Origin of the sequence: Pelosinus fermentans DSM 17108 (assembly GCF_000271485.2) — a bacterium.
GTDB lineage: Bacteria > Bacillota > Negativicutes > DSM-13327 > DSM-13327 > Pelosinus > Pelosinus fermentans.
The window spans coordinates 3,319,161-3,335,776 of the sequence record NZ_AKVN02000001.1 but is presented as its reverse complement, the minus strand read 5'-3'; the positions used below and the strand labels follow the sequence as shown (position 1 = coordinate 3,335,776).

The 16,616-nt window shown below is 38.1% G+C and carries 16 protein-coding genes; 10 read left to right on the top strand and 6 right to left on the bottom strand.

What is annotated here, in order from left to right; genetic code table 11:
• Positions 1 to 43: 43 nt before the first annotated feature.
• The 4 genes from tnpB to FR7_RS15420 form a co-directional block, all read right to left on the bottom strand.
• On the bottom strand, positions 44 to 400 hold the full coding sequence (tnpB, locus tag FR7_RS15435; protein ID WP_007936745.1) for an IS66 family insertion sequence element accessory protein TnpB: 357 nt from the start codon (positions 398 to 400) through the stop codon (positions 44 to 46).
• On the bottom strand, positions 394 to 771 hold the full coding sequence (tnpA, locus tag FR7_RS15430) for an IS66 family insertion sequence element accessory protein TnpA (RefSeq protein ID WP_007936746.1): 378 nt from the start codon (positions 769 to 771) through the stop codon (positions 394 to 396). Before tnpA ends, tnpB begins: the two co-directional genes overlap by 7 nt.
• Positions 772 to 883: 112 nt before the next feature.
• Positions 884 to 1,081: a hypothetical protein gene (locus FR7_RS15425; RefSeq protein ID WP_007940649.1), complete on the bottom strand. Its 198-nt coding sequence runs from the start codon at positions 1,079 to 1,081 to the stop codon at positions 884 to 886.
• A 362-nt stretch (positions 1,082 to 1,443) separates the two neighbouring features.
• Positions 1,444 to 2,358: a DMT family transporter gene (locus FR7_RS15420; protein ID WP_237714799.1), complete on the bottom strand. Its 915-nt coding sequence runs from the start codon at positions 2,356 to 2,358 to the stop codon at positions 1,444 to 1,446.
• On the opposite strand from FR7_RS15420, the gene pdxR reads away from it, so the two are divergent.
• The 10 genes from pdxR to FR7_RS15370 all read left to right on the top strand — a co-directional run bounded on the left by pdxR (position 2,326) and on the right by FR7_RS15370 (position 13,865).
• Positions 2,326 to 3,876: a MocR-like pyridoxine biosynthesis transcription factor PdxR gene (gene pdxR / locus FR7_RS15415; protein WP_237715617.1), complete on the top strand. Its 1,551-nt coding sequence runs from the start codon at positions 2,326 to 2,328 to the stop codon at positions 3,874 to 3,876. The genes FR7_RS15420 and pdxR overlap by 33 nt on opposite strands.
• Positions 3,877 to 4,472: 596 nt before the next feature.
• Entirely contained in the window at positions 4,473 to 5,336 is an 864-nt protein-coding gene (locus FR7_RS15410; protein ID WP_007932178.1) for an AraC family transcriptional regulator, read from the top strand.
• Between the two features lie 53 nt (positions 5,337 to 5,389).
• The gene (locus tag FR7_RS15405; protein ID WP_007932177.1) at positions 5,390 to 6,055 is read left to right on the top strand and encodes a hypothetical protein; all 666 of its coding nucleotides are present in this window, start codon (positions 5,390 to 5,392) and stop codon (positions 6,053 to 6,055) included.
• A gap of 897 nt (positions 6,056 to 6,952) precedes the next feature.
• Positions 6,953 to 7,549 (top strand): DJ-1/PfpI family protein, encoded by a 597-nt coding sequence (locus tag FR7_RS15400; RefSeq protein ID WP_007932176.1) that lies wholly within the window; start codon positions 6,953 to 6,955, stop codon positions 7,547 to 7,549.
• 121 nt (positions 7,550 to 7,670) lie between these two features.
• On the top strand, positions 7,671 to 9,701 hold the full coding sequence (locus tag FR7_RS15395) for a thioredoxin domain-containing protein (protein ID WP_237769533.1): 2,031 nt from the start codon (positions 7,671 to 7,673) through the stop codon (positions 9,699 to 9,701).
• A gap of 105 nt (positions 9,702 to 9,806) precedes the next feature.
• Positions 9,807 to 10,295, top strand: coding sequence for a ferritin (locus FR7_RS15390; RefSeq protein WP_007932174.1), 489 nt, complete (start codon positions 9,807 to 9,809; stop codon positions 10,293 to 10,295).
• Between the two features lie 174 nt (positions 10,296 to 10,469).
• Entirely contained in the window at positions 10,470 to 11,501 is a 1,032-nt protein-coding gene (locus tag FR7_RS15385) for an ROK family protein (protein ID WP_007932171.1), read from the top strand.
• A gap of 57 nt (positions 11,502 to 11,558) precedes the next feature.
• Positions 11,559 to 12,731, top strand: coding sequence for an MFS transporter (locus FR7_RS15380; RefSeq protein WP_007932169.1), 1,173 nt, complete (start codon positions 11,559 to 11,561; stop codon positions 12,729 to 12,731).
• 218 nt (positions 12,732 to 12,949) lie between these two features.
• Positions 12,950 to 13,147 carry a hypothetical protein gene (locus tag FR7_RS15375; protein WP_007932168.1) on the top strand — a complete coding sequence of 66 codons (198 nt, stop codon included), beginning with the start codon at positions 12,950 to 12,952 and terminating at the stop codon, positions 13,145 to 13,147.
• Between the two features lie 97 nt (positions 13,148 to 13,244).
• On the top strand, positions 13,245 to 13,865 hold the full coding sequence (locus FR7_RS15370) for a cytochrome b/b6 domain-containing protein (protein ID WP_007932167.1): 621 nt from the start codon (positions 13,245 to 13,247) through the stop codon (positions 13,863 to 13,865).
• Here the strand turns inward: FR7_RS15370 and FR7_RS15365 are convergent.
• Both FR7_RS15365 and FR7_RS15360 read right to left on the bottom strand, forming a co-directional pair.
• The gene (locus FR7_RS15365) at positions 13,862 to 15,265 is read right to left on the bottom strand and encodes a nickel-dependent hydrogenase large subunit (protein WP_007932166.1); all 1,404 of its coding nucleotides are present in this window, start codon (positions 15,263 to 15,265) and stop codon (positions 13,862 to 13,864) included. The genes FR7_RS15370 and FR7_RS15365 overlap by 4 nt on opposite strands.
• A 5-nt stretch (positions 15,266 to 15,270) precedes the next feature.
• Entirely contained in the window at positions 15,271 to 16,503 is a 1,233-nt protein-coding gene (locus FR7_RS15360; RefSeq protein WP_007932165.1) for a hydrogenase small subunit, read from the bottom strand.
• Positions 16,504 to 16,616: the final 113 nt, after the last annotated feature.

Here is a 16,616-nt window from a genome sequence, read left to right as displayed (position 1 = left end):
GTCGATAATCCCAGTAAAATCAAGGGTTTATCGACGTTTTATTTTATATAACTTTAGCTATGGTTACTTTCTTTACAGCTTTGGGTTGATCAATAGAGAGGCCTTCTAAGAGCCAGCGGAATTCTTGTATTGAGATTGAGCGAGCTGCTTGCGCATCTTTGGGCCATTGAAATTTTCCGCCTTCTAGCCTTTTATATAAAAGTAAAAATCCATCGCCTTCCCAGTATAGAATTTTTAAACGATCATGTTTTCTGCCGCTGAAAAGAAAAAGGTTTTTCTGAAATGGATTCATTTGAAAATTTTGTTGCACAATAGCGCAGAGACCATCAATCGATTTGCGCATGTCCGTATAGCCAGTGGCAATATAGATCTGTTCAGCTTTTGAGATATCTCCTAGCATGATTGTTTTTCTTGAAGGCTCATCAAAGTGCGAATTGTATTTTCAATAAAAAGAGGTGAAGTATTTTCCTCCAAATCTAAGGAGAAATCTCCATAATGCAGTGTGATTTTTGAAGTTACCACCGACTTACTTGAGCAAGTCGGTGGTTCTCTAAACGTAAGAGGAACAATCATGTTTGTATCGTTGCTAATGACAGGAAGTGCTTTGCAGGCAGCTTCACGAACAAGTTTTAACCAATAGTAATAACTTTGGGGCTTCAAATTCTGTTCTTTACAAAAAGCAGCAACAGTTTGCCCACTACTACGGCATTGCCGGACAATGTCAGTCCATTGATTTAATCGGTAAGTCTGCTTGATTTTTTGAGTATCCAAGATAACTCCTCCTTGGAGTTTTTCAAGCAACTCTAAAAACTTGAAAAACTCTAATTTGGAAATATTATCTCATGGAGTTAGCTTGAAAACTATCCACTTGGTTGTTTGACGCTTACTGTTCTTTTGGAAACATCAAGTTTTCCAAAGATTTGTCGGTCATTGATTCGTCTAAAGGCCATGTTATTCCTAGCTCTTTAGCACGGCGTTGAATCTTTACGACAGTTTTCTGAGCAACACCACAACTTTGCATGATATTACGTTGTGAGAATCCTAGGCTTGTCAGCCTAAGGATTTCTCTGTACTTGGTCATAATTTTGACCCTCCTAATAATGAATTTACATCATTCGATGTATAAATTCATTATAGGACAAGCAATTATTGATTTCTGTTTGCCGGTATGCTGATTTCCATTTAGTCGGTATACTGATTTCCAATCACCGGTCAGGTGATGACTTTGAGACCGGAATACTCATTTTAAGTGACTTTGATGCCATGTCCATAAAAGTAATATTTTTGTTTGCGGTAATCTGAAAAAACGACGAAAAATCCTGCTAGTGTAATATTTAGGCTAGCAGGATTTTGTATTGAGTTGTTTGCTATACTTTTTAGTTTTATCAGTAGCCTAAGAGATAACCATTTAGTATTTTCTACGTTAATTGAGTGAGCCAACCTTTAATTTTTCAAATTTACATTTTTATGATTTAGTCTTCCATTTATTTTTTCGCTAAAATTGAAAACCAATACACCAAATATAATGATTCCTCCACCAATAAGTGTTGCAAAATCAGGGATTTCATTGGCAATCAGAAATCCTAAAATGCTTGTTAGAAAGGGAGTAATGAACATATAATTACTGACTAGTGACGTTTGTTTAGCTTTTGCAAAGGCTTGCGACCATGCAACATAGGCAATTGCACTTGAGAATATCCCCAGAATTGCAATGTAGAATAATTGAATAGAGGGGGCATGCATTGCCTCGTCTATTGAAACTGGCAGAAAAATTGTTAGCATTATGGTTCCGAAGAAAATGCTAAAAGCAGAAGTCTGCAATGCAGTATAGGTTTTAGTAAGTTTACGTTGTAGTAGATTATAAATGCTCAAAGCCAATGCCGCAAGTAATAACCAAAACAATCCCGTATTAATTGAAAATACTCCGTTTATTAACGTTAAAGCAATTACCCCTATAAATTCAATTACAATAGCTATCCATTGAATGTTATTTAATTTTTCTTTATATATAAAGCGCGCTATCAAGGCTGTTATTATTGGGACAGTCGCAATAATAACGCTACTGGTGGAAGCCGTCACTGTTTCCATGCCTTTGTTAAACGTAATCATGTAAAAGAAAAAGCCAAATGTGCCAGCGGATAAGAACCATAGAAAATCATTTTTGCGCGGTGGTTTCATTTTGAATAGGATTGCGATGAATGCCAAAGAACAGGACGCAGCAAAATAGCGTAAAAAACCTAAAGAAAACGCTGTGAAATATTGCAGAGTTAGCCGTGTTAACACATAGGCTAATGACCAAAAAATAATTGTAATCATTGCATAAGGATGAAAGCTATCTCTTATCTTCAAATCACTCACCTGCTTTGGTTTGTAAACTTATGTATATTTGTTATAATTAAAACACAAAAATCTGGTTTATTAAAGATCCAATTAATAGTATATTTTATTGAGCCAGATGTGGAGGCAAAAAGCATCATGCTATATATAGAACTTGAACGAGATCATAAGCGTTCTATTGCGAAGCAAATTTATAGTCAAATACGTACTAAAGTACTGAGTGGAGAATTGAAAGCAGGGGAAAAATTACCATCCACAAGGGAATTGTCTAAAGAACTGGTCATCTCAAGAAATACAGTTTTAGCAGCCTATGATATGCTGGTAGCAGAAGGATTTGCATATAGCTCTCCCTGCTCTGGTATATACGTTAATCTAAATTTTCCCGATTTACAATTATCGGAGAAAATCAGTAATTATAGTATTGCTTCGCTTTCTGATACTTGTATTTTGCAAACCACAATTAATTTTGATAGCGGAATTCCTGCTTTGGATTTGTTTCCACGAAATAAATGGAGTCGGACTGTATCAAAAGCATTTAAAGAAGCTCCAATTTCAGCACTTGGATACGATGATCCACAGGGAAGGCCAGAATTAAGAAAAGTTTTATGCAATTATTTGATGAAAACAAGAGGCATAATTTGTCATCCTAACCAGATTATTGTTACAGCGGGAGCAAAGCAAGGGTTATCACTTGTTGCAAAATGCTTATTAAATGCAAAGAGTGAAGTGTGGTTAGAAGATCCATCAAATAATAACGTAAAGCAAATATTCTCCTATTACACAAATCAAATTACGCCGGTGGAAGTTGATAAGGAAGGCATACAGCCAAAACAATTTCCAACATTAAAAAAACCAACAATAATTTTTGTAACTCCTTCACATCAATTTCCAATTGGTGGTATCTTATCCATTCAAAGAAGGATAGAACTTGTACAATTTGCTAAACAGACAGGGTGCTATCTAGTGGAAGATGACTATGACAGCGAATTTCGATATGACGGCTTTCCGGCTAATTCTTTGTTTGAATTAGATAGAGAGCATATTATTTATGTTGGAACATTCAGCAAAGTCATGTTTCCGTCTTTACGTTTAGGCTATCTTGTTGTACCATTTTCGCTTGTGAAGCAAATTCGTGAATGTAAGCGTCTTGCAGACCATCATTCAAATTCAATTTATCAGCTTGCGTTAATGCGTTTTATTGAAAGCGGTGAATTAGAATACCATATCATGCGGATGAAAAAAATATACAATAAGCGTCGCGATGAATTGCTGAATTTACTAAAAAATTATTTTCCGGAAAAGGTAAAAATATATGGCAGAGATGCTGGTATGCATATTGTTGCTGATTTTGAAGGCGTAGCTTTTACGGACGAATTAGTGAAACGTCTACTAAATGCAGGAGTTTATATTGTACCTGTTGAAAACCACTCCATTATTAAGGGGAAACATATCGCTCAAATCATCTTGGGATATGCTCAGCTTACTCAAAAAGAAATGGATAGGGGGTTAACTATACTTAGAAGAGAATTGGATCTGTAGATATAAGAAGTTAGTATAGAATTGTATTTATCTACACTTAATTGAATTAAGTGTAGATTGGAGGTTTGGGTAATTCTGATTTACACCTTAAATAACATTGGTCAAATTATTGACTAATGTCTACCTTGACGTTTGATTAAACCGTGGCATGTCATGGAAGTGATTAAAGCGGCGTAAAGCTAAGCAAATCATGGACTCAGATCTTCTCCGATCAAGAGCGATTGTCTTTCAGTGACATGTTATAGAAGAGAATTGGAAGAGCCCCTAATGCAGATGACTCGTTGACTCATCGTTTAATTGTATCTTATTTTTTTATGGCATGTAATGGAATGAGAAATGACATGTCATGCAACATACAGTGAAGCCTTGCAGTGGTTATTTTACTGGCTTTTCAAGACTTGTAAACAGTGTTTTAAGTGACTTTGGTGCCATGTTCATAAAAGTAACATTTTCGTTTACCATAAGCTAAGGAAAGTAACATAAAATCCTGCTAGCCAATTTGGACTAGCAGGATTTTACATTATGATAGAAGAAGTCAATCAAAAAACTTTACTGATTTAACGTAGCGGGGAAGTAGCTATTTGGAGGGGATGATCATGGATGTTGCTAAAACGGAAAAGATTAATTTTTGGATGATACCGCAATTAAATAATCTTGAATTGTTACATGCAACCTACATCAATCAATCCTTTACAAAACACATTCATGATTGTTTTGCAATTGGTGTTATTGAGCAAGGAGCACTAAAATTCTCTTACCGAGGCGAAAAAGTGGTGGCTCCTTCAGGACACATCAATTTAGTAATTCCCGGGGAAGCTCATGATGGTTCTGCCGTATCAAATGAAGGCTGGACATATCGAATGTTTTATCTTAAGTCGCAACTGTTGGAACAGGCTGCGCATGAGATAACTGGTAAAGTACAACAAACTCCGTTTTTTACAGCTGGCGTAATCAAAGATGATAAATTAGCTGGCTTCATCAGGAAGTTTCATTTCCTATTAGAGAACTCGACTATTCCGTTAATGGAACAGGAATCGTATCTTTTAACGATGCTTACAGAATTTATTTATCGTCATGGGGATGAACGATTAAGAGTAAGAGGTGTGGGTAAAGAAAATCAAGCAGTTAAGCTAGCTCGCGAATATATTGAGGATACTTATACCCAGAATATTTCTATTAAGTTTTTATCTAATCTCTGCAATCTTAGTCCTTTTCACTTAATACGCGTTTTTAAAGAGTCTACTGGAATCCCTCCACATGCCTATCTTAAACAAGTCCGGATTAAGCGAGCAAGAATTCTTTTGGCACAAGGATTTTCTCTTTCGTTTATTGCTAATGAAATAGGATTTACAGATCAAAGTCACTTTTCGAAACAATTCAAGCAAATTACTGGAATCACACCTAATAAATATAGCAATATTATACAAGACTTTTCTCCTAAAAGAAGTAAAATGAAATAACCGTCTGAAATTTTTGTGGTTGTATTTGATGCTTATAGAAGGAGATGTTTAGTATGTTGTATGTTACAGATTTATGGAAGAAAACGCATCCGGGGGCTAGTGTAGGCTATATGATGATAGGAAACGTGCTTAATCTAGAGCCATGCGAAGGATTGAAGAATTACAAGAAACAATTGGAAACTGATCTTCGGGCAAGGTTTATAAGTAAACAAGAATTATCTGGTCATTTTCCAATCACGGTCTATAGTGATTATTACAAACGGTATAAAAAGACTTACCATGTATTACAGCAGCTGGAATCAATTATCTTTAAAGGTAAAGAAATTCCTCATGTTGCGGGACTTGTTGAGGCCATGTTTATGGCAGAATTGAAAAATTGTCTATTAACTGCGGGGCACGATTATGATGCATTGAAGCTTCCCTTAAAATTAGACATAGCTGTAGGTAATGAAAAATATATTTTAATTAATGGAAAAGATCAGGTTGTGAAACCGGGAGATATGATGGTTTCTGATACAGTAGGGATTATTTCAAGTATTATACATGGTCCTGACTTACGTACTCGACTTTTACCTGAAACACAAAAAGCTGCTTTTATAGTTTATGCGCCACCAGGTATTTCCAAAGATGTGATATTTAAGCATTTGTCTGACATATATTCCTATGCTAAATTAGTATCTCCTGATGCCAAAGTAGAACGACAGGAAGTCTATACTTGAAACTTATTCTATATAAAGAAAAATTATAAGAAAAGATTGACTTGTTTTTTCTATAATGGCATTCTGTGGACAATTCATTTTTCAATTTTATATTGATAGGGCTAAAACATAAACAGGCAATGGAGGCTGGTATGATAACTAGCACGATACCAGACTTTATGGTGGTGTCTCATTTTTAATGCTCAAAGAACGTTTAGATGTAAGACAAATTGCTGGAATAATCGTTTTTGCAACATTAGGGATACTTGTTGTAGTAGATTAATGTCTCTGGCTCGTCGAATCAAAGCACTGACATGAATGGTGGACTAATGTTTACATTATGATTTTATTATACTGCGTGGCATGTCATGGAAGGAAAGTAAATTGCTTTAAAGCCAATTAACTTATGGAATCGAAGCTTTCTCCAGTCAAGACGATTGTCCTTCCATGACATGTTATAGAAGAGAATTGGAAGAGGCTCTAAAGTAGATGGCTCATGGACTCATCGCTTAAAAGGATTTTGTTTTTTCAATGGCATGTAATGGAATAAGAAATGGCACGTCATGGAACGGATAATAGACCCTTATAGGGCTTGGTTTTACTGTCTTTTCAAAACTTATAAACAGTGTTTTAAGTGACCTTGGTGACATGTCTCCTCATGGAACTGATTTTTTAATATACTTAGTTCTAATGAAACCAGCATTCGTATGCTGGCTTTATAATTTTTAGAGGATAAATAAGGTATTAATTGAATTGATATAACAATATATATATATATTCAAAATGAATACTGTAAAGTTATTTGCACTACCGAACTGAAAAATATAATATGAATAACAGATTAAGGATTATTCAAAAAGATTAAATCAGCATTTAAATATAGTTATCTAGAGAATACTGAGAATGGAGGGCATCCGAATGAAGAAAATTTGGCGTATAGGGATATTTTTATTTAATGAGGTTGAAGTATTAGATTTTGCAGGTCCGTTTGAGGCATTTTCAATAGTTTCTATTCCAGGACAATCAGACAAACCATTTTTAGTTCAAACAGTATCACAATACGAAAAAATGATAAAGACTCGAAATGGGTTGATGGTGCAACCGCATTTTAGTTTTGATAATGCACCTGATTTCGATATTGTGATTGTTCCTGGTGGATATGGAGCAGAAGAAATAGAAATAAATAATGAAATAGTAATACAGTGGATTAAAAAGCAAAGTAACAAAGTTGAATTAATTACTTCTGTATGTACGGGTGCATTTTTGTTAGCAAAAGCAGGATTAATTGATGGTAAACGGGCTACTACCCATTGGATGGATATTGACCGTCTTGAAAGGGAATTTCCTGATGTGAAAGTAGAGCGTAATTGCAAATTTATTGATGAAGGTTCAATTATTACTTCAGGCGGAATTTCTGCTGGAATAAATATGTCATTTCACATTATTAAGCGGCTATTGGGTGAAGATGTTGCGAAAACGACTGCAAAGCGTATGGAGTATGATATTATTATTTGATTCATATCTTGTCAAAAGTATTAGCGTAATGCTGATACTTTTTTGTACATACTAACTATGAATGTAGCATGTAATGTAACTAATATTTAGAGGTGATTTCGTGGACAAAAAGCCTAATCGTTTGATAAAGGAAAAAAGCCCGTATTTGCTCCAACATGCCTACAATCCAGTAGATTGGCACCCTTGGTGCGATGAAGCGTTTGAAAAAGCGAAGCGAGAAGATAAGCCTGTGTTCTTCAGTAGTGGATATTCGTGCTGCCATTGGTGCCACGTAATGGAAAGAGAGTGTTTTGAAGATCAAGAAGTTGCGGATTTACTGAATCAGCATTTTATTGCTATTAAAGTTGACCGGGAAGAAAGACCGGATGTCGATGGGATTTATATGTCTGTGTGTCAGGCACTGACGGGGCAAGGTGGCTGGCCGCTGACGATTATTATGGCTCCTAATAAAAAGCCATTCTTTGCAGGAACTTATTTCCCAAAACATCGAAAGATGGGCAGGATGGGATTATTGGAGCTTTTAACAACATTGCATCAGCATTGGGAAAATAATCGGAGTGAAATCATAAAAGCTGGTAATGAAATTGTCAGTATCCTTCAGAGACCAAAGCCGGCCAGTGAAGAAGGTCAGGTCGGAGAGGAGTTATTAAAGCAAGCATATTTGGAATTAGAAAATAGCTATGATTCTCAGTGTGGTGGCTTTGGTTCTGCACCTAAATTTCCTACGCCTCATAAGATAACTTTTTTACTTCGGTATTGGCAGCATTTTAAAGAACCAAAGGCACTTGCCATGGTGGAGAAAACCCTTATGTCTATGTGGCAAGGGGGGATCTATGACCACTTAGGGTATGGTTTTGCCAGGTATTCTACAGATCAGAAATGGTTAGTGCCTCATTTTGAAAAGATGTTATATGATAATGCGTTACTGTGTACGAGTTACCTAGAAGCATATCAATGTACTGGCAACGGGGAATTTGCCAGGATTGCTGAAGAAATTTTGACCTATGTGATGCGGGATATGATGGACAAAAGCGGTGGCTTTTATTCGGCAGAAGATGCAGATTCAGAAGGTGTAGAAGGAAAATTCTATGTTTTTACCAGAAAGGAGGTATTAGAGATCCTTGGGGAAGAAGAAGGAACACTCTTTGCTGATTTTTATCAGATATCTTCTCAGGGAAATTTTGAACATGGAACCAGTATTCCAAATCGTATTGGAAGGGATCTGGAGGAATACGCCAGGAAGGTTAAGTGGACAGTAGAGTCTTTATCAGCGTTACTAGAGCAAGGACGCGAGAAACTATATCACGTGCGCGAGAAACGCATTCATCCTCATAAGGATGATAAGATCCTTACAGCTTGGAATGGATTGATGATTGCTGCATTTGCGAAAGCAGCAAAGGTGCTGAAACAAAGCAAGTATGCTAATGTGGCGGAGCAAGGGGCAGCGTTTATTTATGAAAAACTCATGAAAGCAGATGGACGTTTGCTGGCACGTTACCGAGAAGGAGAAGCAGCTCATCAGGCTTATATTGATGATTATGCGTTCTTGCTAATGGCTCTGATTGAAGTATATGAGGCGACCTGCAATAATCAGTATTTGCACCGAGCTGTGACATTAGCAAAGGATATGGAAGCATTATTTGGAGATAATACTGAAGGCGGCTTTTATTTTTATGGTAATGATGGTGAAGAGTTGATTGTGCGTCCAAAAGAAATCTATGATGGTGCAATTCCCTCTGGCAATTCTGTTGCAGCCTTAGCATTGCAAAAATTAGGGGATATAACAGATGATAGAGGTTTCAGCGATATAGCAGAGCGATTGCTAAGCTCTTTTGCTGGAGAAGTCAGTAGGTATGCGGCGGGTTATACGTACTTTATGATGGCTGTGGATTATTATGTAGCTGATAATACTAAAATTATTATTGCTGGTGATAAAGAGGCTGCTGATACGAAGGCTATGCTTGATGTAATTAACAGCTGTTTCTTGCCTTCCTCTGCAATACGATTTTACGATCGACACTCTCAGGAAAATGTTGAATACAAGGAAATCGATCATAAAGCTACTGCCTATATCTGTAGAAATTTTGCTTGTCAGCCACCTATTACTGATGCTGAAAAATTATGTAATCTATTAGGGAAAGAATTTAATTAATAATTATTATCAATAAATAAAAAAAGTTGTTGATGTGAGTTGAGAAATATGTTAAAATTAACCTCATAAAAGATGTAATTGTTTTGAAATGAAAGGGGAACATCAATGATTAGTACAAAACTTCAAGATGTATTTAATAATCAAATTCAAGCTGAAATGTATTCAGCACATATTTACTTAGCAATGTCTGTAGAAAGTGAAGCTAAAAATCTTAGTGGTTTTGCCAGCTGGCTTAGAGCTCAATACCAAGAAGAAAACAGTCATGCTTTTAAATTAATCGATTATTTATTAGAACGAGGCGGCAGCGTTAAACTGCAAGCGATTGACGCACCAGCTGCTGAATATGGTACGCCAGTAGAATTATTTGAAAAAGTATTGGCCCATGAAATACATGTCAGCAATTTAATTAATAAATTGTATGAAGTGGCCTTAGAAGAAAAAGATTACGCTGCACAAATCTTCCTGCAATGGTTTATTGCTGAGCAGGTAGAAGAAGAAGCAACTGCTTCTGCTATTTTAGAAAGATTGAAATTTGTTGGTGATAAAGGCGGTTCCCTTCTTTATATTGATAAAGAGCTTGGCAAACGCGCGTAAATAGAATGAAAGAATCCATCTCAAATCATGGGATGGATTCTTTTTTATTTTGCTGCTTGCAAAAATTTGAATGTATTTGTGATATTAAGGATTGACAAAAAATAGGAGGAAGTGATATCTTAATTAAAGATAATACTTTTTATAAGTATTATAAAAAGTATTGAGAGGTGCATTATGATTCCAATAATCAATAATACAATGCGAGTTAAACAGGTCAATGTTGAGCTTGTCAAAACTGCTTTGAAGGCTTTGACATTTGGAACGAAATTAACAATAGCAAATGCAACCGGGTTAAGTGTAGCAACTTGTGGCAACATTCTAAATGAACTATTAGAACGTGGAGAGGTTATAGAAGCTGATTTAGAACAGCCTAATGGTGGAAGACCAGCACGCCGCTTTATGTATAATGCCAATTACTCTTATATTGCTTGTATTTATGTGAGTAATGAAGGCGGAATCTATAGAACGATTCATGTAGTTACAAATTTAGCAGGTGAGATTATTGAGGAAAATTCCATAGAAGTGGAAGTAATTAACTATGAGGTTATTGATAGTCTGATTGGGCAACTGATTTGCAGCTATGAGAATATCAAAGCGATTGGCATTGGTATACCAGGGGTTATACATAGAGGTGTAATTGGACCGGGTGATATTAAAGAACTAGTAGATATTCCGCTAGCCACGAGGTTAAAAGCTAAATACGATCTGCAAGTTACAGTTGAGAATGATATGAATCTAATCTCATATGGATTTTATAAAAGGCAGAATTATGATGAAGATAAGACGATTGCAGTTGTAATTTTCCCCCAAGATAATTGTTCCGGAGCAGGTATCATTGTCGATGGGCATATTATTAGAGGTTATACGAACTTTGCAGGTGAAGTGTCCTATCTGCCTTTTGATCATTTACGAGAAGAGCAAATCATGCAGATCAATCATGCGGATGTTTATTTTCCTTTAATAGTGAAAACAATTGTATCCATTATTGCAGTGATTAATCCGGAAACAATTGTAGTGACAGGAGGATTAATCAGGGCGGACATGATGATGGATATTTCTAATTCTTGTGAAACATTAATACCTCATGCACACATGCCGCAGATTATTATACAAGAGAATATGCAGAGTGATTATATTCATGGTTTGGTTTCGATTACGTTGGAAAGCCTGACTTGTGATATTCAACTGATAGAAAAACGAGTGTAAGGATTCTATCGCAATGTGATTTACGTATTTTAATTCATATGATAGGTAGGTAATGAAATGGATAAAATGAATGAGAGCTTTCTAGCTCAGCGTGCCCTGGCGGTACCAGGTCGGATGCAGCAGATTTCCACTAGGATAGCATTTTTCATTGCTGGATTTGGGATTGCAGCATGGGCACCTCTTATTCCCTATGCTAAGGATCGCCTTGGTCTTGATGAGGGTGTCCTGGGACTTCTTCTGCTGTGTCTGGGAGCGGGATCTATTATTACTATGCCTATCGCTGGTGCGCTTGCGGCGCGCTTTGGCTGTCGGTTAATGATTGGGGCTGCAACGTTACTTATATGTGCTTCTTTGCCTTTTCTTGCAATAGCTGCAAGCGTTCCAGCACTCGTGATTGTGCTCTTAATCTTTGGTGCTGCTATTGGTGCTGTCGATGTGGTAGTCAATATTCAGGCTGTGATTGTAGAAAAAGCCAGTGGTAAAGCAATGATGTCCGGATTTCATGGACTGTGGAGTGTTGGTGGCTTTGTTGGAGCAGGTGGTGTTAGTGGTCTTCTTTGGATGGGGGTATCACCACTAGTGGCGGTAGTGTGCGTCGTAGTGGTGATTATAGGGCTCTTATTAACGTTCGGAAAGTATTTGCTGCCCTATGGAACTGAAGATAAGGATGGACCGTTGTTTGTTCTTCCTAAAGGAATTGTCCTTTTCATAGGATTTCTATGTTTCATAGTCTTTCTTGCAGAAGGATCAATGTTGGATTGGAGTGCCATATTTTTGACTTCTCTGCGAGGGGTTGATTTTTCTCAAGCGGGACTTGGCTACTCCCTGTTTTCCGTTACGATGATGATAGGGAGGTTAAGTGGGGATCGTATTGTTCAAAAATTTGGAGGAAAAAAGATACTGATATTCGGGGGAATCTGTGCGGCCTCAGGAATTGCCATTGCTGTATTCATTCCAACTTGGATCGCTTCTCTTATTGGTTTTGGGCTAGTCGGGTTAGGGTCCTCAAACATTGTGCCAGTACTGTATTCTGTACTAGGCCGGCAGAAAGCAATGCCGGCAAACTTGGCAGTATCAGCTGTTACAACCCTTGGTTATTCAGGTATTCTGGTGGGGCCGGCACTCATTGGTGCTATTGCTCATACAACGAGCCTTTCCTTTGCTTTTTTGGTTGTCGCAGCAATGCTGTTAGTTGTGGCAGCCAGTTCACGGGTTGTTGCTGAATCCTAAAGGAGTGGCCGTAAGTAGCGTAGTATACGTCATTTGATTAAATTACTAGCTGTCTTTCATTAAAGACGATAAAGCTGGTAGAAAATAATAACAGTGTTGAAAAGTTATGTGCTAAGCATTTATGAGAAGTTAGCACATAACTTTTTTACTGAATGACTTTTGATGGTATTGCAAATACTATAATTGGTTCTCGAAAAAATTACTGGAGGTGGTTGTATATGGGAAAAGTAATGTCAGAAGATGCAAAATATAAATTAGCCCATGACCTTGGCTTCGGTGAAAAAGTAGAAGATGGGGACTGGAGCGACGTAACCACGGGTGAAGTGGGTTCTATGGTGCGTGAGGCAATAAAACGTGGAGAACAGGCTATTACCGAAGAAGCAATACAAAATGGAAAGACGCATCAGCCATATTAACAGTATCTAAAATAGTCGAAAGCTTTAATAAGGCTTTTAGACTATTTTTTTAGTAGGCGAAAAATTTAATAAAAAACGTTAGGAGTGAGTAGTAAAAATGAAGCTGCTTTTGTATCCGTTGCCCATACGTCTTTTTCATTGGGTCATGTCTTCGGCAGTAATCGTATTGCTGTTTACGGGATTGTATATGGATGATCCTTGGAGTAGGCTGCAACTTCCTATGGAAGCGGTGCGTAAAACTCATACGCTTTTTAGTTCGATCCTAATTGTCAATCTGGTAGGTCATCTTTATTATTATCTTTATACGAATAGAATTACTGAGATTTTAATTTTGCCCCGGGATTGGGTGAACGTACCTAGTTTTATGCGTTATGTTTTCTTTATTAGTGAAGGGCATCCTAATTTTGGACGTTACAATCCAGGACAAAAGCTAATATTTTCTTTATGGTTTTTAGCAGTAATCATAGTCGCCATTACTGGAAGCGCAATGCTTTATTCTGGAAGTTCTCAGTGGCTGCAGTGGAAATTAGGGGGATTGAATGCCATTCGAATGCTTCATTATAGTGTAGCCATTTTTTTTGCGATGTCTATTCCGCTGCACTTATACCTTGTATTTACAGAAAGTCCAGCGAACTTGCAGGCTATGTTTACAGGATATATTCACAAAGAAATGGAAGTCGAAGCTAAAACAAATGAGCCAAAGGACTTATTGTCTTAGATAATCATAGAAGGAGTACCTGCAGGGGCATCTATCATATGCACAGCACAGGTAAAGCAGGGATCGAAGGATCGGATAATCCGCCCTACTTCGATTAAGTCTTCTGTATTTTCTACTGCTGTTCCGAGAAGGGCTTCTTCTACGGGGCCGCGCTGCCCTTGCTCATCCCGAGGGGAAAAGGTCCAGGTGGTCGGTGTGACGATTTGATAATGGACGATCTTACCATCTTTTATGTTCAGCCAGTGACCTAAGCCTCCTCGCATGGCATCTGTCAATCCAATGCCTTCACCTTGCATTGGCGGTGTGTAGTTGGAAAAAGTCGGACCATCGAGAGAAAGCTGGGATAGCCAGCCATCTGCCAGTTTACATATGCTTAAGGTTTCCTGGGCACGGGTTATGATGCGGTCCATAACCCCTGTACCTCGCTGGTATTCACCGCTAATCCAGGACCTTGCCAATGGACCTCCTTCAAAGGCTTTTCCAGCATACCGTGGGGCTTTTATCCAGGAGTAGGCATCTTTTTTGTCCCGATGTGGTGTTGTTGTCCCTTCTTGCGGATTGCGAGGGATGATATCGGTCTGATACCAGCTGTATTTAATATCTTCGCTTATCTTAGCAACGTCAAAAGGCTCTGTTTTGCCTTTTGCCACGATAATGCCCGGAGCGTACTCTCTTTTTCCAGTTATGGGCTGGGGAAACATGCCGTAGGACATCATATTGCCTGTCGTACTGCCAATGGAATAGTAATCCTTATAGTAATCAGCTACTACAGCTACATCGTATAAATAAACTTGTTCTACCCACTCTATAAGCTCGTGGAGGATGCTTCTGTAAGCGCTAATGCGATCAACAGTTGCTCTTTCAGTCACGCCTGTAACTAGAATGGTCTGCTGCATTGGGATCTTAGCACCAAATATTGCTAACATTTCATGGGCACGCATTGCTTTTAACATTCCTTCTTTGCTATGTGCCAATAGTTCTTCATTGCGTTTTTGAGGGAGACGATAATCACCTTCTGGGCGGGGGGCGTAGGGCGGCATGTTAGGACCTTTGACATAGTCATAAATCGCTAGTATATAAAAATGACGAAGGTGATTTTGAATAATATCCGCTGCAAAAATTAAATTCATGAGATGCTGTCCATTTGGTGTAGGCTCTACATGAAAAGCCTCCTGCAGGGCAAGTGCAGCAGCAATGGCATGAGCACTTGAACAAATTCCGCAAATGCGCTGAGTGAGCAGTGCTGCATCACGGGGATCTCTTCCTATCATTATATTTTCAAATCCTCGAAATAAAGTAGCTCCTACCGTTGCATCGACTACTTGACCATTTTCTATTTCTACATCTGCCCGAAGGGGTTCATGTACTCTTGATACTGGGAAGATTGTTTTTTTTGTCATCGTTATTATTCTCCATCTTTGTTTTTGGGATGCAAAAATGCAGCTAATTTACGTCGCCACCATTTACGATGCTGCAGCGCTTGTTTGGCATCGGATTTTGTGGTGATGGAAAGCAAAGCTTGATTTTGCTTTGTTAATTCTTTTAATTCCTGCTTTGCCTGCTCTAAGGTTTCAGGCGGTATGGTCTCAAGGGGTTTTGTTCCTTTTATGTAATGCTTATGAATTCGTTTCTTTACTACTGCAAAGGCAAAGTGGGTACCGACGCCTCCAATGCCAAAAGCTACTAGGCCGGCACTGATTTTTTTGATGTTCAACCTGCCAAATGAGGTTGGAGTGTCCGGCAAATGCTTATAAAAAGGCGATGTTCCATCAGGAAAATGAGGACTGGCACAACCAATGCAAGGAGCACCAGCTTTCACTGGCCAGTTCACGGAATGATTCCACTGCCGCAGAGGGCAGTCCGCATGAGTGATTGGACCTTTACAGCCTACTTTATACAAACATCCTGTACTGCCAGGGGAATCGGCGAAGATGCCGTCTTCAAATTGCTGACGGCGCTGACATAGATCATGAATGGTTTTACTAAAGAAAAGGAGTGGACGATTATAACTATCCAGTTGTGGGATGCCATAGAGCAGTAGGTGAGTAAAGGTTCCACTCATCCAGTCTGGATGAGTGGGACATCCAGGAATATTAATAACTTGTTTATTTACTACTTCCCATACTCCTTTAGCTTTTCCAGGATTGGGATAGGCTGCTGCCGGTCCGCCAAAAGCAGCACAGTCTCCTACTGCTATCACGTATTTGGCTTTTTCAGCAATCTCTTGTACGGCTTCCAATCCTGTGACCATTTTTCCATTTCGCATAAAAATTTCATTATAGCGACCGTTTTCTGCTGTCATCACAGACCCTTCTACAATGAGCCAAAAGTTGCCTTCTTCTTCTTTCAGTGTATCTTCGAGTATCTTAGTAACATCATCCCCGCTGGCGACATTTATCAGCCAATGATAACGTATATCGAGTGATTCTGCTAATAATTGTTCAAGAGAAGGATTGATGGCATTTTGCAAAGACACAGACTCACCGGTGCAGGATCCAAGTTCTAACCAAATGACAGGTGCTTTTGTAATTTTATTTTGTGCAAATGCACTCTGCATGACAGGAATTAAGTACTCCGTAAGGCTCATTCCAACGGTTGCTGACATGCACAGTTGAATAAATTCACGTCTTGAAAGCATTTACGAGTCATTCCTTTTTTGTGTACTATTCACTTAGTTTTACCATATCTATGGTAATTTATCCGAGAAGAAAGTACTATGTAATCCTTTGGTATTACAAGAATAGTAACAAT